The sequence below is a fragment of the Streptomyces albidoflavus genome (assembly GCF_000719955.1).
Classification (GTDB): domain Bacteria; phylum Actinomycetota; class Actinomycetes; order Streptomycetales; family Streptomycetaceae; genus Streptomyces; species Streptomyces albidoflavus.
Genome location: NZ_JOII01000056.1, coordinates 1 through 19,288 on the forward strand (window position 1 = coordinate 1; position 19,288 = coordinate 19,288).

At 69.9% G+C, this 19,288-nt stretch carries 18 protein-coding genes; 5 read left to right on the plus strand and 13 right to left on the minus strand.

The annotated features are described in order from the left end of the window. Positions 1–246 precede the first annotated feature (246 nt). On the minus strand, positions 247–1,281 hold the full coding sequence (locus tag IF45_RS33180; protein ID WP_129854224.1) for a hypothetical protein: 1,035 nt from the start codon (positions 1,279–1,281) through the stop codon (positions 247–249). Between the two features lie 281 nt (positions 1,282–1,562). Then, positions 1,563–3,437, minus strand: coding sequence for an ATP-binding protein (locus tag IF45_RS32755; RefSeq protein ID WP_078842955.1), 1,875 nt, complete (start codon positions 3,435–3,437; stop codon positions 1,563–1,565). Between the two features lie 449 nt (positions 3,438–3,886). Between IF45_RS32755 and IF45_RS0130040 the strand changes: the two genes are divergently transcribed. Then, complete coding sequence (locus IF45_RS0130040; protein ID WP_242536801.1) at positions 3,887–4,258, plus strand: GIY-YIG nuclease family protein; 372 nt, start codon at positions 3,887–3,889, stop codon at positions 4,256–4,258. A gap of 241 nt (positions 4,259–4,499) precedes the next feature. On the opposite strand, the gene IF45_RS0130045 is transcribed toward IF45_RS0130040, so the two are convergent. Both IF45_RS0130045 and IF45_RS0130050 read right to left on the minus strand, forming a co-directional pair. Then, on the minus strand, positions 4,500–5,672 hold the full coding sequence (locus tag IF45_RS0130045) for a M23 family metallopeptidase (RefSeq protein WP_030310708.1): 1,173 nt from the start codon (positions 5,670–5,672) through the stop codon (positions 4,500–4,502). A 47-nt stretch (positions 5,673–5,719) separates the two neighbouring features. Then, positions 5,720–6,415: a hypothetical protein gene (locus IF45_RS0130050; protein WP_030310709.1), complete on the minus strand. Its 696-nt coding sequence runs from the start codon at positions 6,413–6,415 to the stop codon at positions 5,720–5,722. Between the two features lie 208 nt (positions 6,416–6,623). On the opposite strand from IF45_RS0130050, the gene IF45_RS0130055 reads away from it, so the two are divergent. Further along, complete coding sequence (locus IF45_RS0130055) at positions 6,624–7,058, plus strand: SRPBCC family protein (RefSeq protein ID WP_008415383.1); 435 nt, start codon at positions 6,624–6,626, stop codon at positions 7,056–7,058. 27 nt (positions 7,059–7,085) lie between these two features. On the opposite strand, the gene IF45_RS0130060 is transcribed toward IF45_RS0130055, so the two are convergent. The 5 genes from IF45_RS0130060 to IF45_RS0130080 are packed head-to-tail and all read right to left on the minus strand — an operon-like array spanning position 7,086 to position 12,386. Beyond that, positions 7,086–8,468: an MFS transporter gene (locus IF45_RS0130060; RefSeq protein ID WP_030310710.1), complete on the minus strand. Its 1,383-nt coding sequence runs from the start codon at positions 8,466–8,468 to the stop codon at positions 7,086–7,088. 49 nt (positions 8,469–8,517) lie between these two features. Then, complete coding sequence (locus IF45_RS0130065; protein WP_030310711.1) at positions 8,518–9,441, minus strand: amidohydrolase family protein; 924 nt, start codon at positions 9,439–9,441, stop codon at positions 8,518–8,520. A 20-nt stretch (positions 9,442–9,461) separates the two neighbouring features. Then, a complete protein-coding gene (gene ligK / locus IF45_RS0130070) occupies positions 9,462–10,145 on the minus strand; it encodes a 4-carboxy-4-hydroxy-2-oxoadipate aldolase/oxaloacetate decarboxylase (protein ID WP_008415377.1) in 684 nt (227 codons plus the stop codon). A 31-nt stretch (positions 10,146–10,176) separates the two neighbouring features. Further along, on the minus strand, positions 10,177–11,202 hold the full coding sequence (locus IF45_RS0130075) for an amidohydrolase family protein (RefSeq protein WP_030310712.1): 1,026 nt from the start codon (positions 11,200–11,202) through the stop codon (positions 10,177–10,179). Next, the gene (locus IF45_RS0130080; protein ID WP_030310713.1) at positions 11,199–12,386 is read right to left on the minus strand and encodes a 4-oxalomesaconate tautomerase; all 1,188 of its coding nucleotides are present in this window, start codon (positions 12,384–12,386) and stop codon (positions 11,199–11,201) included. The genes IF45_RS0130075 and IF45_RS0130080 overlap by 4 nt, the downstream gene beginning before the upstream one ends. Before the next feature lie 194 nt (positions 12,387–12,580). Between IF45_RS0130080 and IF45_RS0130085 the strand changes: the two genes are divergently transcribed. Continuing rightward, the gene (locus IF45_RS0130085; RefSeq protein WP_030310714.1) at positions 12,581–13,243 is read left to right on the plus strand and encodes a GntR family transcriptional regulator; all 663 of its coding nucleotides are present in this window, start codon (positions 12,581–12,583) and stop codon (positions 13,241–13,243) included. 67 nt (positions 13,244–13,310) lie between these two features. Here IF45_RS0130085 and IF45_RS0130090 read toward each other — a convergent pair whose 3' ends face one another. From IF45_RS0130090 to IF45_RS0130105, 4 genes are all read right to left on the minus strand, one after another. Further along, positions 13,311–13,997: a class I SAM-dependent methyltransferase gene (locus tag IF45_RS0130090; RefSeq protein WP_051701335.1), complete on the minus strand. Its 687-nt coding sequence runs from the start codon at positions 13,995–13,997 to the stop codon at positions 13,311–13,313. Between the two features lie 145 nt (positions 13,998–14,142). Further along, positions 14,143–15,690 carry an MFS transporter gene (locus tag IF45_RS0130095; protein ID WP_030310716.1) on the minus strand — a complete coding sequence of 516 codons (1,548 nt, stop codon included), beginning with the start codon at positions 15,688–15,690 and terminating at the stop codon, positions 14,143–14,145. A gap of 145 nt (positions 15,691–15,835) precedes the next feature. Beyond that, on the minus strand, positions 15,836–16,219 hold the full coding sequence (locus tag IF45_RS0130100) for a GNAT family N-acetyltransferase (protein WP_018470000.1): 384 nt from the start codon (positions 16,217–16,219) through the stop codon (positions 15,836–15,838). Positions 16,220–16,603: 384 nt separating this feature from the next. Continuing rightward, positions 16,604–17,287, minus strand: coding sequence for a DUF4232 domain-containing protein (locus IF45_RS0130105; RefSeq protein WP_015507648.1), 684 nt, complete (start codon positions 17,285–17,287; stop codon positions 16,604–16,606). 372 nt (positions 17,288–17,659) lie between these two features. On the opposite strand from IF45_RS0130105, the gene IF45_RS0130110 reads away from it, so the two are divergent. Together IF45_RS0130110 and IF45_RS0130115 are read left to right on the plus strand one after the other, a co-directional pair. Beyond that, positions 17,660–18,055, plus strand: a complete 396-nt coding sequence (locus IF45_RS0130110) for a BlaI/MecI/CopY family transcriptional regulator (RefSeq protein WP_003948971.1) — start codon at positions 17,660–17,662, stop codon at positions 18,053–18,055. 1 nt (position 18,056) lies between these two features. Then, complete coding sequence (locus IF45_RS0130115) at positions 18,057–18,989, plus strand: M56 family metallopeptidase (protein WP_003948970.1); 933 nt, start codon at positions 18,057–18,059, stop codon at positions 18,987–18,989. Positions 18,990–19,288: the final 299 nt, after the last annotated feature.

Below are 19,288 nucleotides of genomic sequence, written 5' to 3' on the forward strand. Positions count from 1 at the left end.
ATGCACAACCTCGCCCTCACCGGATAAACCGGCGGTCCGCACAACGGCCTCCCCCATACCCGAGGCGACCCGAAGATCATTTGCGGGACAACCCTTAGGCAGCCACTTTGGCGCGAGCCTCGAAGATCATGGCCCCAACGTCGTGCTTTACCGGGCAGGTCCACAGACTGCCCGACGCGCCGGAAGCTTACGGGGCCATGATCACTCGCGCCAAAGCAGCTCCAGCCCGAAGCCGCTCCGCCGCCCTTACGGAGAATAGCGCTGGCTTTCGTCTCGCAACCTGCGTATGAAGGCAGATCCCATCGTGCCCCAGTTCCTGTCATTCTCATGAATCACGTGAGGAATATCCTGCAGATCCACACCCCATCGTTCCTCTGCTACCTCAATGGTGCTCACCATTCTTCCAGTTACCATTTCGGGCACCTCGGTTAGCGCTGGGCCGGCAAGGTGCAGAGTTTCTTTTGCATGATTCAACGCGGACGGCGCGTAACGCATATCCAGAAGGTTCATCAAATGCAGCAGCTCCGCCGACATCTCGCCAGACCCAACCTCCCGGCGAAGCACACCGCAAAAATCAAGGAAGACTCGACCTTTCAGGGTGGCGCCCGCCAAAGTAACGCCACCGCCGAATTGCCTAAGAAATCCACACCCTAAGAGCCTAATTAGACGTTCTCGTACCGCTCCCTGAGAGACCTGCAATTTTTCGGCTAGGTCGCGAATCCTGGAAAATTCCTCAGCGGCTGTCGAAATGACAAACAATAGGGCAAGATGCAGGCCCGCCAAGCCACTAGTCCGAACAAAGAATCTCACGTCTTCGGCAGTCAGATTACCAAAGACGACGTTCATCAGGATGTCTCTACTGACCTGTTCCGTAAGCAGGTCAGCCACGAGATTCCGCTGCGACTCCTCGTCAGCGTCAAAGTCCTCCGGGATCCAGAAAACGCGCAAGCGGTGCGGTCGCGCCAAGTCGCTACCCGACCTAAAATCGTGCAGGGCCTCAGAGAGAAGCCGACGAGATTTAATTGTATCCCTTGCCACGTACGCGCAGATATCAGCTTCCGCATCTAGCAGCATGGTTCGGACATCTTTATCGACCCCAGCTGTGTGGTTCCAGAGAGTTTGTCCCACGAGAGGCCGCGACCAGTCACGTCGAAGTTCGCATGCGAAGTCGAATTTTCGCCGCTCAGCCTCGACATACGCGTACAGGTTGGTGCGCGACAGTCGTCCCAGAATCTCTGTTGCGCACTGAGATAAGAATTGGTGCTCTGCTGATTCCGTCACCCCAGCATGGTAGCTAAGACCACCCCGCTATGGGAGACAAACGGGGCAACTACCGTGGGGCGTCCGAGCTGCCCTGGGCCGTTCAAGGTCGTCCGACATCGACCGACAACGGCACAAGCCCACTGCATCTGAGCTGGTCAGCGCCGCGCCCTTCTTCAGTCACGCCGGTCAGCCAGGAAGCCGATCAGTAGATCGACCATTGCCGCAGTAGCTAGCGATGAAATGTCCCATCGAAACTCTGCCGGCCTCTTTTCCACAGGCTCAAGGCCGGCCGGGACCGATTAGATATCGATCATCCGCTTCATAGTCGTAAACCATCCGACTACCTCTTCGAGAACACCCAGCTGAGTCAGGCTCTTTTCAGTGATCCTGTCGGCATTCGAACAGAGGCGCGACTTAACGTTCTTAGGTTTGAGTGGCTTGTGCCCGACTAGCCCCTTCAGAGCGTCGGAGACCTCCTTAGACATGTCACTCAGAGCTTGAGAACGGGGGACAAAGGTAATCCCTGGGAAGATTTCTTCGATGACATCGGGGGAAAAATAGTTTTCGATCTCTCTGAAAGTCGTGTGCGTAGCCTTTGCTCCGACCCTGGAGTTCAACTCGTTGAGCTGCCGAGTATGTGCGACGAACTCTGGGTCGTCCGGGTTGTTGTCTCTATCAAAGAGATAGAACTCGGGAATCGCCAAATTCTTCCATTGGCTGACCCAGTGACCGAGGTTATCTCCACCCAAGGGAATGAAGACAACCTCTCCAGACTGAGCCAATTTCGCCAATTCGAAATCGATCAAGCCGGATTTGCTCAAAGATTCATGCACGCCAAGCAGGAAATCAATGTCCGTGGCGCCCTCGACACCGATGAAGAGTTTCACATCATGGTCGGGTAGAACCCCTAGGTCTTGCGCAAGCCTCTCAACCCCAAACGGGTCAGGGCCGTCGATATAAGTCCTGTCTTCCTCTTTCACAACGCGGCGCAGAGACTGAATAGGGATTAGTCGGGCGAGTGAGGGCGAGTGAGTCGTGATCATGACTTGCGAATCGTCCAATTCGCTAAGCAGCAACAGGTTCATTAGAAGCTTCCGCTGCATGCTCGGATGCAGCGCCGTTTCTGGCTCCTCGATCGCATAAATCATGGTGCGTCGCTGCGATTCGTCTGTCGCCGCTTCAACCTGAGCTCTGAAGAAGTTCATGAGCAACAAGCGTCGGGATCCGCTTCCCCACTTGTTGACAGGAACGGTGTCCTCATCCGTAAGACTTACCTTGAAGACTGATTCCCATTTCGGGTTGGTCGAGCGCGGCGCAAGTGAAGAGGCCATTTCGGGGTTGATGGTCGCCATGCCCCGGACAGTCTCGTCCAGGATCGGTTGAACTGCTTGGTGAATTTCTGCGGCAATCGCGTCTAGAGCCTCACGGCGCTGCTGCACGGCACGAGTGATGGCCGTTTTGATAGGGTCTTGGGCCTCACTATCCTGATCTGTGCTTGCCCTATCCGCACGGAATAGCGAGAAGCTAGGAAGCTCCTTACGCAGTGACTCCCAAATCCTTTTTCCATCCTCCTGCCTTGCCAGCGGAATGTACCTCTCGCTGATGTCCAGATTTTCGGCGTTTCTCCAAAGTGCTCGCCGCAGCTCAACATTGCTGGACTTATTAACGCCCGAGAGGTCAGCATCAAGCTCCCCAGCCCTTTTTTTGAGCTCCGTGTTCTTTAGTGAGATCAAATCGTCGCAGCCTTTTACTGACGGATGAGCGCACAGCGCTGCAACACCAGAAAGCTTCGGGGTGGCCAGGGCGCAGTTGTAAGTCTTTCGGATTACAAGTAATCCATCACGTGAGAGCAAGTATTCGTCTTTGAGGTTAGTGACGGCTTGAGTATCGAGAACGAGTTGGGCAGGGAACCCATCGAAGGTGCACTCGATCTCTACTTCGCTATCATGCGACCCCCTACACAAATCATCCTTGTCTGGAGCCCTTTCCGAGAAAAAGATTTCCAAGGCTTCAAGCAGCGTGGACTTACCTGAGTTATTCATCCCCGCCAACGCCGTGAACTTGGCGATCGGAACCGACACCTTTTCGTTGATGCCGCGAAAGTTCCGGAGGGAAACTGCAATCAGCCGCATTGCAATCACGCGCTTTCGATCGTGCCACACTCTTTGGGTCATCGGAGTGACTTGAGATTCTCCAAGAGGCTAAAGGTGCACTGCAACCACTTTGAGAAAGTGGAGGGTTTTGTAGCTGAATGACCGAAAAGTTCACTTCTGTGGAGGGGGCCTGGTCGGCGACCAGTGGACCAGGCCTCCGACTCCGTCGCAGTCGCCCCCTGCTGGATTCGTCTTAGCTCCCCAAGCCGATGTTAAGCAGCTACGCAGGCCAGGGACGCTCTGTCAGCGTCGACCAGTAGCCTGCGACGATCAGCCGTGGCACGCCTGGAGGCTTCGTGGAAGCTACCGCTCTCGTCAGTCCCGATCGGTTGTGGTCAGCACAGGAGGTCTTGACGCGTCCGAGCCCTGTCCCGAGTGCAGCAGGAGTCTATGGATGGCACTTCAAGCAGCCACCTCACCCCGATCTGAACGCCGGGCGCCTGCTCTACGTCGGGATAGCCCCGCGGTACATGGCGAACCGGACCAGCACCCAGAACCTGCGCAAGCGGGTGCGCTACCACTACCGGGGCAACGCGGCCGGCTCGACCCTGCGGCTCACCCTCGGGTGCCTGCTCGGACTCGAGCTGCGCCGCGTAGGCAGCGGCAAGCGGATGACCTTCGGCAAGGCTGACGAAGCCGCCCTGAGCCAGTGGAAGGCGGACAACGCGCGGGTGTGCTGGATCGAGCAGAGCGAACCGTGGGCCCTGGAGTCACGGCTCACCTCCGAGCTTGACCTCCCGCTGAACCTCGACCAGAACCGTCACAATGCGTTCCACGGTCGGCTGAAGGAGCTACGGGCCCAAGCGTGCCAGTGGGCCCGAGAGTTGCCCATCAGCTCGTAGGCCGGCGGGATGGTTCGACGGGCCGTTTTCTGGGCCGTCTCTGGGCCGTCCGAGGCCGCTCGACGGTGGCCGACGACGACCAATGACGACCACTCAGCCGCTCATGAATACCGCTCTGACCATCGAAAACCCAGCTCACCAAGATCCCCGGCAAGACCCAGGGCAAGAAGAAGTAAGCAGCTTTCTGTCGTAGGCCCTCCGTCCCCGGAACTCAGGGGCGGAGGGCCTCGCCGTTGCCCCCTCACCCACCCCCGCCCAACCAAGGCATCGGATCCGTGTAATGCCCCTCCACCATCACCTCGAAGTGCAGGTGGGGCCCGGTCGACAGGCCCGTTGAGCCGACCCAGCCCAGGGTTGTGCCGGGGATCACCGTGCTGCCCTGGGTGGTGTTGAGGGCGGAGAGGTGGCTGTAGGTGGTTTGGAGGCGTTTGCCGTTGGCTTTGCCGTGGTCGATGACGACGCGGTTGCCGTAGGCCTGGGTGAGGCCGGCGAAGGTGACCGTTCCGGGGCCGGCGGCGGTGACCGGGGTGCCCTGGGGGGCCGGGAAGTCGACGCCGGTGTGGAGTTTGGTGACGCCGGAGAGGGGGTGCTGGCGGGTGCCGAAGGCGGAGCTGAGGGTGGTGGAGAGGACGGGGCGGTGCAGGTAGCCGTCGCGGGGTGGGGCTCCGGCGTCCGGGAGCGGGGAGGGGACGGTGTCGAACTGGGCGTACTGGCGGGCCAGTTGTTTGATCTTGCGGACGTACGGGAGGGCCGGCTCCGGGACGCGGCCCGCCTTGGTCACGGCGGCCTCGTCCTGGTCGTAGGCGGCGAGGGTCAGGTCCAGGAGGTCGCCGTTGACCGTGCCCCTGGTGCGCGACTCCGTCATGCGTTCGGCGAGGGCGCAGTCCCAGCGGCCGAGGGCCACGAGGGCGTCGGCGGGGTCCTTCGGTGAGGAGGTGCCGTTGCCGTTGGCGTCCTCGCCCCACTTGCGCCACTGGGCCGGGGTGAACCCGGCGAGGCCGGAGGGGCCCGAGAGTGCCGCCCCGTCGTTGCTCCAGCCCGATCGGAGGTCGATCTGCGCGGCGAGTACCGAGGGGCGGAGGGTGTCGCACTGGTCCGCCGCCTTCCTCAGCCAGGGGAGGAGGGAGGGGTCGACCCGGTCCGTCACGGCCTGGGGAGCAGGTGCCGCGTCCCCGTCGTCCCCGCCGAGCAGGCCGGAGAGGCGGTCCGTGGCCACCAGGAAGACCGCGGCGGCCAGCAGCACGGTGAGCGTCGGCAGGACCAGCAGGAGGAACGGGCCCGGGCCGCGCCGCTTGCGCCGCGCCGGGTCCGGGCGGGTCTCGTGCTCCTTCCGCTCCTCGCGCTCCTCGTGCTCCTCGGGGGCGGGCGGCTCCCCGTCCGGGGTCCGCTCGGTGTCGCGTACGGGTGTCTGCACGGGCCGAGCCTACGGCGCGTGCCCGTGCGGACACCCGGCGAGGTGAGCTAACAGGACTGCTGAGGGCCGGAGTTGGTGGTACCGACATGGCCGACCTGGGTCTCGTCGGTGAGGGCGGCGCCCGCTCCCCTGGCCACGTAGCAGGAGTACTTGGTCTTGTTGATCACTTCGAGGTGGATGTGGGCGCCGGTGTCGCCGTTCACCTGGTAGCAGGAGGAGTAGCGGAAGCGGCCGGTCTGGCCCAGCCGGGTCCACGGGCCCACGGTGGCGCCGACCGCGATCGCGTCGGGCTTCTGGTCGACGTGCATGACGTCGGCGCGGCCGACCACGGCGCCCGTCGCGGAGTCGCTCGCCTCAAGGCCGATGCGCCAGCCGCCGTCCGCGAGGTTTCCTGTGGCGCAGCCGGGGGTGACGGTCACCACCTTCACCGTCACGGCGTTCCCGGCCGAGGTCTTGCTGCCGAACGGGGAGACGACCGTGGCGCCCGGGTTCTGGTAGATGTCCACCGACCAGTCGTTGAGGTAGCCCCAGTTGGAGAAGACGCGGTGGTGGGAGGAGGGCGGGGTCTGGCCGAAGCGGTCCCACAGGGACGGTCCCTGGATGGGTGGGTAGACGGCGACCGTCGCCGCGGCCTGTACCCGGGCGGGCTGCTCCTCGGCCTGGGCGGCCGGGGCCGACAGCAGGGCGGTGGCGGCGGTCAGCGCGGCGGCGAGCGCGAGGCGGGTGATGCTGCGGGGGGACATGGCACTCCTGGGAGGTGTGGGGGAGGAGCGAGGCCGTCCAGCCAACCACCGCCCGGTCCCCCGATCCAGGGCCCCCGGGGCCCTTGCCCGGTACCGGACGGGCCTAAGGGGAGGGGGAGTTGAGGCGATCGGCGCCGGGCCGACGTGGGCCGCCGGATCCCGGGTACACGGTCCGGACCTGTTGATCCCCTCACCCCGGGAGTGACCCATGGCGTCCTCACTGCTCGAAGCCGTCGACATCAAGGCTCCGGTGGCGATCAGCTGGCGGCTCTGGGCGAACGTGGAGCGCTGGCCCACCTTCCTCAGCCACGTCAAGCACGTCCAGCCGGTCGACGACTCCACCTTCGTCTGGCAGCTCTCCCTGCCCGGCGCCGACAAGGAGTTCGTCGCCGAACTCACCGAGGTCGTCCCCGAGGACCGGATCGCCTGGCGCACCACCGAGGGCGTCCACCACGCCGGAGTCGTCACCTTCCACCGCCTGAACGCCATGGAGAGCCGCGTCACCCTCCAGATCGAGTACGAGCCCGAGGGCTTCCTCGAACACCTCGGCGCCCTCACCAACCTCGACGCCACCCTCGCCAACTACGACCTGGGCGAGTTCCAGCGCCTCGCCGAGCAGGAGGCGGCGGAGGGGCTGATCTGAGAGGCGTCCCCGCCCGCGCGGCCAGGGTCAGGACGACGCGGGCGCGGACCGCGCTTCCCGCTGTTCCCCGGCGTCGGCCGCCAGCCTCTGGCGGCGCGTCGCCGGCCCGAAGAGGGCCAGGACCACGGCACCGACCGTCCAGGAACCGGCGATGAACATGAAGACCGCCTCGTACCCGACGCCGTTGTAGATGCCGGCGATCATCAGCGGACCCGCCGCGTTCGACAGGCGTCCCAAGCCGTAGGCGATGCTGGTCCCCAGGGAGCGGCCGTTGGTGTCGAACAGCTCCGGCGCGTAGGCGTAGGCCAGGGCGGTGTAGCCGCGTTCGAAGAGGTTGACCAGGAAGCCGAAGACGACGATGAGCACCGGGGTGAACGTCAGCCCGTACAGCAGCCCGGAGCCCGCGATGACCAGGCCGAAGACGACCAGGCACCACTTGCGTTCGAACCGGTCGGTCACCATCGCCGCGAGGAACGAGCCGAGCGGCGCGCCCACGGTCGTCAGGGCGACGTAGAAGATCGAGTCCTCCACGCTGACGCCCTCGGCGGCCAGCAGCGTCGGCGCCCAGCTGGAGTAGCCGAAGAAGCCGATGGTCTGGGTGATCCACAGGACCGACAGCAGAATCGTCGGGTAGAGGAACTTCCGGTCCTTGAGCATGCCCAGCCCGCGCCTGACGACCGGGCCCCGGGGACGGGGCTGCCGCGCCTCGGGAAGGGGGCCGTGCTCGGCCGCCGCGCTCGCCTCGATGCGCGCCAGGACGGCTTCGGCCTCCGCGTGCCGGCCCCTGGCCTCCAGCCACTGCGGGGACTCCTCCAGCTTGCGGACGAAGTACAGGAAGAACACGCCGAGCGTGCCCCACAGGTAGACCAGGCGCCAGGACCAGTCGGCCATCGGCACCACCGCGGAGGCGACGAGATTGGTGGCCGGGGTGCCGCAGATGCCGATCACGATGGCGTACGCCTGGTACTTGCCGCGCTTGGCGCTGGGGAAGAGCTCGCTGATGTAGACGACGGCCACGACGGTCATGGCGGACAGGCCGGCCGAGGTCAGCACGCGGAAGACACCGAGGGACCAGAGGTCCCAGGCGAAGACGCACGCGAACGACCACAGGGTGAACCAGAGGGTGGTCCAGGTCAGGGTGCGTTTGCGCCCCAGCCGGTCGGCCAGGCCGCCGGCCACGACGGCGCCGATGAACATGCCCACGAACGACGTCGAGGTCACGTAGGCGATGTCGTTGACCTCGGCACCCCACTGCTCACGCACCACCGGGGCGGTGATGGCGAAGGTGTTGATGTCCGCGAACTCGAAGAAGTAGGCGAACGCCACCGCGAGCAGGGTGGTTTTGTGGAACTTCGAGATCGGCAACCGGTCGAGCCGGTTCGCCGCGTTGGTGGTGCGGTTGTGCTCCACTGCGGGCTCCTGGAACGAGGGCCCGGCGTCGGCGCCGGGCCGGGTGGTGTCAGCGGGCCTCTTCCGGCCAGTACAGACGCATGGGGTTGTCGACCAGCAGGGCGTGCTGCCGGTCGCGTGTGGTCGCCACGTGGGGGATGTGGTCGACGAGCAGCCCGTCGTCGGGCATGTGGTCCCTGAGGTTGGGGTGGGGCCAGTCGGTGCCCCACAGCACGCGGTCGGTGAAGGTGTCGACCACCTTCCGGGCGAACGGGACCACGTCCTGGTACGCCTCGCGTTCGCCGTCCAGGGCGGGCGGCCCGGAGACGGTCAGCCGTTCGGGGCAGGAGACCTTCACCCAGACGTCCCCCGTCTCCACGAAGCGCAGGAAGCGCGCGAACTCGGGACCGTCCGGGCTCTTGGTGACGTCGGGCCGGCCCATGTGGTCGATGACCAGCGGCACCGGCAGGGAGGCGAAGAAGCGCTCCAGGCCGGGGAGGTCCGCCGCCTCGAAGTACAGGACGACGTGCCAGCCCAGCGGCGCGATGCGCCGGGCCACCGCCTGGAGCGCCTCGGTCGGGACCACGTCCACCAGGCGGCGGACGAAGTTGAAGCGCACGCCGCGGACGCCCGCCTCGTGCAGGCGCCGCAACTCCTCGTCGCTGACGTCGGGGCGCACGGTCGCGACCCCGCGGGCCAGGCCGCCGGCGGTGTTGAGGGCGTCCACCAGCGCGCTGTTGTCGGCCCCGTGGCAGGTGGCCTGGACGATGACGTTGCGGGAGAGACCGAGGTGGTCGCGCAGCGCGAACAGGTCGTGCTGGGAGGCGTCGACGGGGGTGTACTTGCGTTCGGGGGCGAAGGGGAAGTCGGCGGCGGGGCCGAAGACGTGGCAGTGGGCGTCGACGGAGCCGGGCGGCGGGGTGAAGCGGGGGACGGACGGGCCGCGGTACCAGTCGAGCCAGCCGGGGGTGACGGGGAAGGATCGGTCGGTCATCAGGGGCGCTCCTCGGGGCGTCAGTCGAGGTAGGTCAGGCCGAGCTCGGCCAGCGGGCCGCGCATCGCGTACAGGTCGAGTCCCAGCTCACCGTCGCGGAACCGCTGCCGCTTGCCCTCCTCCGCCGCCTCGCGCCGCGCGGCGGCCTCGGCGACCTCCGCGGCCCGCGCGGCGGGTACGACCACCACGCCGTCGGCGTCCGCGACCACCACGTCACCGGGGTTGACCAGGGCGTTGGCGACGACGACGGGGACGTTGACCGAGCCCAGGGTCGCCTTGACGGTGCCCTTGGCGTTGACGGCGCGGGAGAAGACGGGGAAGTCCATCCGGCGCAGGTCGTCGACGTCGCGGCAGCCGCCGTCGATGACGAGCCCTGCGGCGCCGCGGGCGCGCAGCGAGGTGGCGAGCAGTTCCCCGAAGAAGCCGTCCTCGCTCTCGGTGGTGCAGCCGGCCACCACGACGTCGCCCTCCCGTACCTGTTCGGCGGCGACGTGCAGCATCCAGTTGTCGCCCGGCTGGAGAAGAACGGTGACGGCCGTGCCGCAGAGCCGGGCGCCCTCGTAGACCGGGCGGATGTAGGGGCGCATGAGGCCGAGGCGGCCCATCGCCTCGTGCACGGTGGCGACGCCGAACGCCGACAGCGCTTCGACGGCCGCCCGGTCGGCGCGCTCGACGGTGCGGTGGACGATTCCGAGAGGGTGCATGGTGCGGTTCCTTGCTCTGGGGAGGCCGGGCTCAGCGGCCCTGGGCGGTCAGGCGGGCGTCCAGAAGGGGGTAGACCCGGCGGGCGTTGCCCTCCAGGACCGCCGCCAGGTCGGCCGGGGAGAGGTTCGCCCGCTCCACGTAGCGGCGGGTGTCGTCGAAGTGGTGACCGGTGCGGGGGTCGACGCCGCGGACGGCTCCGACCATCTCGGAGGCGAAGAGGACGTTGGCGGCCGGTATCACCTCCAGCAGCAGGTCGATACCGGGCTGGTGGTAGACACAGGTGTCGAAGTGGACGTTGCGCAGCAGCCCGTCCTCCGGCTCGGGCCTGCCGAGCGCCTGCGCCAGGCCCCGGAACCGGCCCCAGTGGTACGGCACGGCTCCGCCGCCGTGCGGGATGACCAGGCGCAGCTCGGGGAAGTCCGCGAACAGGTCGCTGTCGAGCAGTTGCATGAAGGCGGTGGTGTCGGCGTTGAGGTAGTGCGCCCCCGTCGTGTGGAAGGCGGGGTTGCAACTGCTGGAGACGTGCACCATCGCGGGCACGTCGAGCTCCACGAGCTTCTCCCAGACCGGGTACCAGGAGCGGTCGCTCAGCGGCGGAGCGGTCCAGTGGCCGCCGCTCGGGTCGGGGCTGAGGTTGACGGTGACCGCGCCCAGCTCCCGGACGGCCCGCTCGATCTCCGGGATCGTGGTGGCCGGGTCCGCGCCGGGCGACTGCGGGAGCATCGCGCCGGGGGCGAACCGGTCCGGGTACAGCTCCGAGACCCGGTGGCACAGGTCGTTGCAGATGCGGGACCAGGCGGCGGAGGTGGCGAAGTCGCCGATGTGGTGGGCCATGAAGGAGGCGCGCGGGGAGAAGACGGTGACGTCGATGCCGCGCTCGTCCATCAGCCGCAGCTGGTTGGTCTCGAGCGACTCGCGGATCTGGTCGTCGCTGATGACCGGCCCCGCCGGGTCGGGTGCCCGCACGGGGTCGGTGAGCGCGGCGGTCTGGGCCTCCCGCCAGTGCCCGAGCGGGGCGGGGGCGGTGGTGTAGTGGCCGTGGATGTCGATGATCACGCGGACTTCTCCTGGGCGGTGGGGGCGGGGTCCCAGACGGAGCGGGGGACGAGGACGTCCCCGGCCATGAGGAGGCGGGCGGTGCGCAGCAGCGCGGAGCGCGTGACGCGCCGGGGGTCCGCCGCGTCGCGGGCCAGGGTGACGTCGAAGGAGCCGGAGGGGTGCTCGACGGAGACGGTGGGGTCCGTCCCCCGCACGGCGGTGGCCAGTTCGTGGGCGACGCTGCCGTCGAGTACGCAGGCGGTGGCCGCCGTCACGGCGGCCAGGACGCCGATGGACTGGTGGCAGACGCGGGGGATGAGGCTGCGGGTGGAGAGAGTTCCGCCGTTCCGGGCGGGCGCCACCAGCGTCATCTTCGGATAGTTGCGCGCCGACACGTCGCCCAGCCCCATGGCCTCCCCGCAGACCAGGCGCAGTGCCTCCACCCGGTCGCGCAGCTCCTCGTCCGCGTCGATCTCGGACGGGGACTCGTACCCGGTGGCGCCCAGGCGCCCGGCGGCGACGATCGCCAGCGGCTGGCCGTTGTCGATCAGCGTGACGTCGACGGGGCCGAGGCCGGGCACGTCGAGGGTGTCCCGAATCCGGCCGGTCGGCAGGAGGGAGCCGGTGACGGAGCCGGCGGTGTCCAGGAAGCCGATCTCGACAGGGGAGGCGGTGCCGGGGACGCCGTCGACGCGGGCGGCGCCCTCGTAGGCGACGTGCCGGGTCCCGGTGCGGCCGGCCGGGGTGGCGACGGTGATCTCGGCGACCATGCCGGTGTTCAGGGTGAGGACACGTGCCGTGGTGCGGTCTCCGGCGGCGGCGATCATGCCGGTCTCCAGGGCGAAGGGCACGACGGCGGCGAGCATGTTGCCGCAGTTGGACGAGGTGTCCACCGTCCTCCCGTCGGGCTGGACCTGGGCGAAGGTCCACTCCAGGTCGGCCCCGGCGGCCGAGGCCGGGCGTACGAGCCCGATCTTGCTGGTCAGCGGGTGGCCGCCGCCGACACCGTCGATCTGCCGCGCGTCCGGCGAGCCCATCGCCGCCAGCAGGACGGCGTCCCGCAGACCGGGGTCTTCCGGCAGCAGCCGGGCGTCGAAGAACGGGCCTCGCGACGTGCCTCCCCGCATGAACAGGCAGGGGACGGCGGTCTGGGAACCGCGACGGGTGACCTCCGGGGCCGGGGAGGCTGCTACGGCAGGCATGGCCCCTCCTTCGTGTTCGGGGTGTGACGAGGAAGCTAGATCATCAACAAGATTGTTGACAAGATGTTTCGCAAAATTGTCACCCTCGGCGTTCCGGGCTGGGGCCTCCCCCGGACGGCGCATTAAGGTTTCCCTGCGGGAAGCTGCCGACGGCCCGAGCACGACGACGGAAGACGACGGAAGAGGACGACTGAGTGACCGACAAGCTCACGGGCGCCGCAGGCCGCCAGCACGTGGCGGACTCCATCAGGCACGCACTGCGCTCCGGAGACCTGGTCCCCGGGCAGCGGCTCGTGGAGAACGACCTCGCCGCGGCCTACGGCGCCACGCGCGGGGCCGTCCGTGAGGCACTCCAGGACCTCGCCGCCGAAGAGATCCTCGAAATCGTCCCCCGCCGGGGCGCGCGGGTGCGCACGGTCTCCGTGGAGGAGGCCGTGCAGATCACCGAGTGCCGCTCGGCGCTGGAGCAGTTGTGCGCGGGCAAGGCGGCCACCCTCGCCACCGACGACCAGCGCGCGGAACTCGCCCGGATCGGCGTGGACATGCGGCAGGCCGTCGCCGACGGGGCGTGGGAAGCCTATTCGGCGCTCAACCAGCGGCTGCACGAACTGGTCATCGAGGCCAGCGGCCAGGAGGTCGCCCGGCGCACCCTCGGCCGGCTCAACGGGCCCATGGTGCGCTACCAGTTCCGGCTGGCCCTGCGCCCCGGCCGGCCCGCCCGGTCCCTCCCCCAGCACCTGGCCATCATCGAGGCGGTGGTGGGCCGCGACCCGGAGGCGGCGGGCCGTGCCGCCGCCGCTCACCTCGACGACGTGATCGAGCAACTGCGGTCCTCCGCCGCCCCTTCCCCGACCTGACCGCGCCGGCGCCCCGCCCGCGCCGTCCGCCGCCCCGGCCCGTCACGGGCCGCCGCCCGTCAAACTGTCACGCCGTCACATCGGCCCTGTGCGCCAGCAGATGGACCTGCCGGAACTGGCGGCGGTCGGTGGGCTGCGGCTCGCGGATCATGCGGGCCGTCTCGGTCAGGCCCGTCTCGCGGAGCAGGGCGGAGAGGTGGTCGGGGCACCAGCGGTAGGCCGGGGCCACCGCGTGGTCGAAGACCTGGGTGCGGTGGCCGGGGGACTCACTGGCCCAGAAGCCGAGCAGCAACTGGCCGCCGGGGGCCAGAACCCGCGCGAACTCGGCCAGTACGGGCGGGAGTTCCGCAGGCGGCGTGTGGATCACCGACCAGCGGGACAGCACGCCGGACAGCGTGGCGTCGGGCAGGTCCAGCCCGGCCATCGAGCCGACGTCGAACCGCAGTTCCGGGTGGGCGGCGCGGGCCAGGCCGATCATCGCGGGCGAGACGTCGAAGCCGCGCGGCACCAGGCCGAGGCCGGCCAGATGGGCGGTGACGTGCCCCGGGCCGCACCCGAGGTCGGCCACCCGCGCGTCCGGTCCGGCCCCGCGTACCGCCTCGGCGAAGGCGGCCAGCATCGCCCGGTCCAGGGGCGCCTCGCGCAGGGAGTCGCGGAAGAGCTGGGCGTAGGTGTCGGCGGCGGCGTCGTAGGCGGTACGGGTGGCGGTGAGCGAGTCGGTCAGGGCGTCGGGAGTGGCGTCGGGTGCGGTCATGCGGGGGACGGTAGTGTAGTCGGCCCGCCGGGTCGGCCGTGCGGCCACTCCGGCGGTTCCGCGCAGACCCGTCCGGACTGCTTAGGCCGGCCGTTGCCGAGGAGCGCGACGCGGGGCACACCCGGGTGACCGCCCCCGCCACGGCTCAGTCTGAGGCGGACCGGCGGCCGGGTGCCAGCGCGAACACCGTCGCCGCCACCGCGAACATCAGGACCGCGCCCACCAGCCCCGCCGTGCGCAGCGCCTCGGTGAACGCGGTCGCCGCCTGTTCCGCCAGGCGGGGCAGGTCCAGGCGGTCCGCGACCCCGACGGCGCCGCCGAGCGACTCGGCCGCCTGCGCGGCCAGTCCGGGGGGCGCGTCGTGCAGGGCCGGGGTGTCCGCGAGCCGGGCCCGGTAGACCTGGCCGGCGACGGTGCCGAGGACCGCGACCCCGAGGGCGGCGCCCAGTTCGTACGAGGTCTCCTCCAGGGCGCCCGCGCTGCCCGCCTGTTCCTCGGGGGCGCTGGACATGATCAGGGCCGAGCCGACGGCGAGCGAACCGGTGCCCGCGCCGATCAGGGTCAGGGCGGTCAGGACCGCCGGGAGGGCGAGCGGGCCCGGTGTCAGGGCCAGGACGAGCAGGCCGGTGCCGGTGACGGCGGGACCGGCCGCGAGGACGGTCCGGGCGCCGAGGAGCCTTGCCAGCGGGGGCGCCAGCAGGGAGGCGGCGACCCCGGCGGTGGCGACCGGCAGCAGCCGCACCCCGGCCGCCATCGGCGAGGCGCCGTCGGCCAGTTGGAGCCACTGGGCGAGCAGGAGCATGGCCCCCACCATGGAGAAGGTGGTGCCGAGGGCGGCGACGATCCCGGCCGTGAAGGGGCGCCGCCCGAAGAGCCGCAGCTCCAGCAGCGGGTCCGCGCGCCCCAGGCAGCGCCGCGCGAACCAGGTCAGCGCCACCCCGGCCCCGGCCAGCGCCACCCACGCCTCCGGCGCCGTGGGCCCGTTCCCCTCGCCGAACCGCTTCACGGCCCACACCAGCAGCACCATGCCGGCCAGGGCGAGCACGGCCGCCCGCGCGTCCCAGCGCCCCGGCTCCGCGACCCGCGACTCCGGCAGCAGGGCGAGCCCGGCGACGAGCGCCACCAGGATCAGCGGGACGTTGACGAGGAAGGCCGCCTGCCAGGGGAAGTGCTGGAGCAGGAAGCCGCCGACCAGCGGCCCGGCCGCCGCGCCCAGCCCCGACACGGCCGCCCAGACCCCGAGCGCCGTGGCGCGTTCGGCGGGGTCGGTGAAGAGCACCCGGATCATCGACAGCGTGGTGGGCAGGATCATCGCGCCGCCCACCCCGAGCAGGGCCCGGACCGCGATCACGCCGGGGGCCGCGTCGGCGGCCGGCACCAGCAGCGAGGCCCCGGCGAAGAGCCCGTAGCCGAGCAGCAGCGTACGCCTGCGGCCCCACCGGTCGGCGAGGGCCGCGCAGGGGACGAGCAGCCCGGCCAGGACGAGCGAGTACACGTCCACGATCCACAGCAACTGCACCGAGGTGGGCCGCAGTTCGGCCGTCAGAGCGGGCAGCGCGATGTTCAGCACGGTCATGTCCATCGCGACGACGAGCAGACTCGCCGCGAGCGCCCCGGTGGCGGCCCAGCGCCGCCCGCGCGACAGGGCCGGACCCCGGTCACGGGAGGCGGCAGAGGAGGCAGGAGCGGTCATCTGCGGGCCTCCCGCGATGGGGTCCGGCGACGGGCGTGACACCTGGTCGCTATATGCGCGGGGGCGGGCCCTCGTACACGCGTGGAGGGTGCGGGTGACCCGTACGGGTGAGTGCGGGGGAGGGGAGGGGGGCGGTGCCCGGGGCTCAGCCCGGCTCTCGCAGGTGGACGCAGCCCGGTCGGCCCGCCGGGAAGTCGATGCCGGTCTCCTCGGTGACCGCCGCGAAGAAGGCGCGGCCCTGGCCGGTCTGGCGGGAGGTGGTCCAGGTGAGGGCGAGATCGTCCGGGAGGATGCGGTGGAGGGCCTCGCGGGCCAGGCCCTGGCCCTGCCAGGACGGGGCCACGGTGACCGAGTCGACGTGGCCGGTGCCGCAGGCGCGGCAGAGGCGGAACTCGATCCTGCCGATCTCGCGGTCCGCGGCGTCCCGGATGAGGAGTTCGCGCGGACCCGCCGGACGCCCGGCGGAGGTGGCGTGGAAAGCCGGGGCGGTGCCCGACTCGGGTCTGGTGGAGCGGGGGTGTCGCGTCACGGACGGCTCCCGGCCTCGGCCCGGAGGTGTCCCGTCTCCGGGGAATGCGGCGGCCACTTGCCGACCGACGTGAGTTCTACATTACTGTAGAGACGCACGTGGGCCAGGGCCGCGAACCGGACCTGGTCCCCTCGGCGCTGCCCCGGCACCGCCACCCCCAGCTTCGGGCCGACGGAGCGTGTCCGCCACCGCGAGGACGCGGACGCCCGCTCCGCCCGGTCCCGCGACCCGGCGCCAGGGACCTTCTGACGGCGGCCACCCGGCCGTGGTCCCCGGCGCCTCACGGTCCCGCATTCCGTCTGCGGGACCACCGGCGGGGACCTCGATCACGACCAGGACGAGGTCCCCGCCGGCCTTTTCGCCGTCGTCACCCGGGGGCGACGCTCAGACGATGACCGGGATGGTCTCACCGGGGTTGGTGGACCAGTTGGTGACGATGGGCTTCTCCACCGCGGCCGGCTCCGGGAGCGCCAGCTCCGCCGGGTTCGGGTCCTCGTCGGTGACGGAGACGATCACGTTCTCGAACTCGACGCCCCCGTCCTCCTTGGTCGTCTTGGGGCTGATCCCGGTGTACGCGACGGCCGAGCCCGACAGCTTGATCGGGTCCTCCCCGCCCTGCCCGACCGGGGAGGCGACGCCCTCCGGCTTGGACCCGAAGGCGACGCTCGGGGTGTTGACGTCCAGGTAGCAGGTGATGCCCGACTTGGCCTTGGCGGTGACCTGGTAGTAGCCGCCCGCCTGGGACTTCGGGGTGAGGGTGAGGTCCAGGTCGTTGGTGCCGCAGGACTGGCCGACGCCGCCCTCGCCGGCCCCCTTGTCGCCGCCCTTGTCCGCGCCCGCCCCGGCCTCGCTCCCGGAGTCCTCGGAGCCGGAGTCCGTCCCGCCCGTACCGGACTCCGCGCCGTCGGAGGCGTCCGCGGAGGCGTCGGTCGAGGTGGAGGCGGAGGCCGCGGGCGCCGCGGCGCCGTTGTCCTCGGGGCCGCAGGCGGTGGTGGTCGCGGCCAGGGCGGTCGCCGCGGCGGCGGCCAGAAGGAGACGGGCGGAACGGTTGGCGAGACGTGTACGCATGAGGATCTCCAGCGACTTTCGGGTGCGGTGTTCTGCGGTGTTTCCCTGCTGACTTTCAGGACACTAGGGGCCGGTCGATGGCGGAACGATCCTGTGCATGTCCGGGTCCTGTCTCAGCGCGAAGGTTGCCCCCGAGGCTGTGTGGATCATGTGCCGAGGCTCTGCCGGACCGGTGACCGGAGGGGCCCTCCGGGGGTCTGCGGGGGGTCTGCGGGGGTCTTGGCCGAGGTTGTGCCGGGGTTCCGCCGAGGTTGTGCCGGGGTTGCAGGGGTTCGGTCGGTCGACGCGTACCCGTCAGGTCCGTCCATCCCGGAGAATGGGGGGAGCGACGGCCCGACGGGCCGTCCGGGCCGGACAACGGGAGGTGGCCGCATGGCCGAGGTGAACGCACAGGGCGGCAGGCGCCGTGGGCAGGGCGAACTCGAGGCGCAGGTGCTCGCCGTACTGCACACCGCGGACGAGCCCGTCTCGGCCGCCTGGGTCCGCGAACGCCTCGGCGGCGACCTCGCGTACACCACCGTCATGACCATCCTGTCGCGGCTCGGCGCCAAGAACGCCGTCACCCGCGAGCGCTCCGGCCGCGCCTTCCTGTGGACCGCCGCCGCCGACGAGGCCGGGCTGGCCGCGCTGCGCATGCGCCGCGTCCTGGACGGCGAACGCGACCGCGACGCCGTCCTCACCAGCTTCGTCTCCTCCCTCTCCGGCGACGACGAGCGCCTTCTGCGGGCCCTGCTGGAGAGCGCCCGGGGCGACACCGACGGCGGCTGACATGGGGCTCTTCGTCTTCCTCCCGCTGATCCTGCCGCTCACCGCGCACCCCATAGCCCGCCTCGCCGAACAGCACCTCCACCCGCGCACCGGCACCCGGCTCCTCGCCGGACTCAGCCTGGTCCTCGCCGTGTGCAGCACCCTCTGCCTCGCCCTGCTCGTCGTCGCCGGCACCGCCCGCCTCCCCGGCAACCCGCTGCCCGACGCCTGGGCCGCCCCCGAGGTCCGCGCCGTCGTCCCCTACGACGAGGTGACCGGCAGCGCCGCCCTCATCGCCCTGCTCGCCGCCCTCACGGCCTGCGCCCTCGCCCTCGTCCGCGAGGCCCGGCTGCGGCTGCGCACCCGCCGCGCCCTGGCCGGGCTGCCCGGCACCCACCCCGCCGTCCTGCCCGACCCCGAGCCCTACGCCTACGCGCTGCCCGGCAGGCCCGGCCGCATCGTGGTCTCCCGGGCCATGCTGGAGAGCCTCGACGCGGACGAGCGGCACGCCCTGCTCGCCCACGAACAGGCCCACCTCGACGGGCGCCACCACCGGCTGCTGCTCGCCGTCCGCCTCGCCGCCTGCCTCAACCCGCTGCTGCGCCCGCTGCGTTCCGCCGTCGGCTACGGGGCCGAGCGCTGGGCGGACGAGGACGCGGCGATGGCGGTCGGGGACCGCCGGCTCACCGCGCGGGCCGTGGGGCGGGCTGCCCTCAGTTCCCGGTCCGGGCCTGCTTTCGGGCTGGCCTTCGCCGAGCCTGCTCCCGGGCCCGTTCCGCGCCGGGTCGCCGCTCTGCTGGGGCCCGCGCCCTCGCCCCGGCGTCTGCCGCCCGCCATGACGCGGCCGGGGCTCGCCTTTCTCATGGCCACCACCGGGGCTGCCGCTTCCGCCGCCTCCTCGGTCAACGCTGCGCTGACCCTCCTCCTCGTCCTGAAGGCGGCGACCCCGCTCTAGCCGGCGGGGCCGGCGGTGTTGAGGCTTGGCTGCGATGTGGCTGCGCCGCGACTGGGGGTACCGGTCGTTGCCCGCGCCGGTCACTGATTGGCCTCAAGCGCCGGCCGGGCTGTTGGTTGCGGGGCTCCGTCTCGACCGTGCGGGTCACTGATTGGCCTCAATCGCCGGCCGGGCTGTTGGGTTCGCGGTGCGTTCGCCGGGTGGGTCGGGCGGGGCCGGGTCGGGGTACCTCCTCACAAACTGCATGGTGCGGGGTCAGTCGCTTCAAGGCGGCCGTGTGTGCAGTTTGCTGCGGGGGC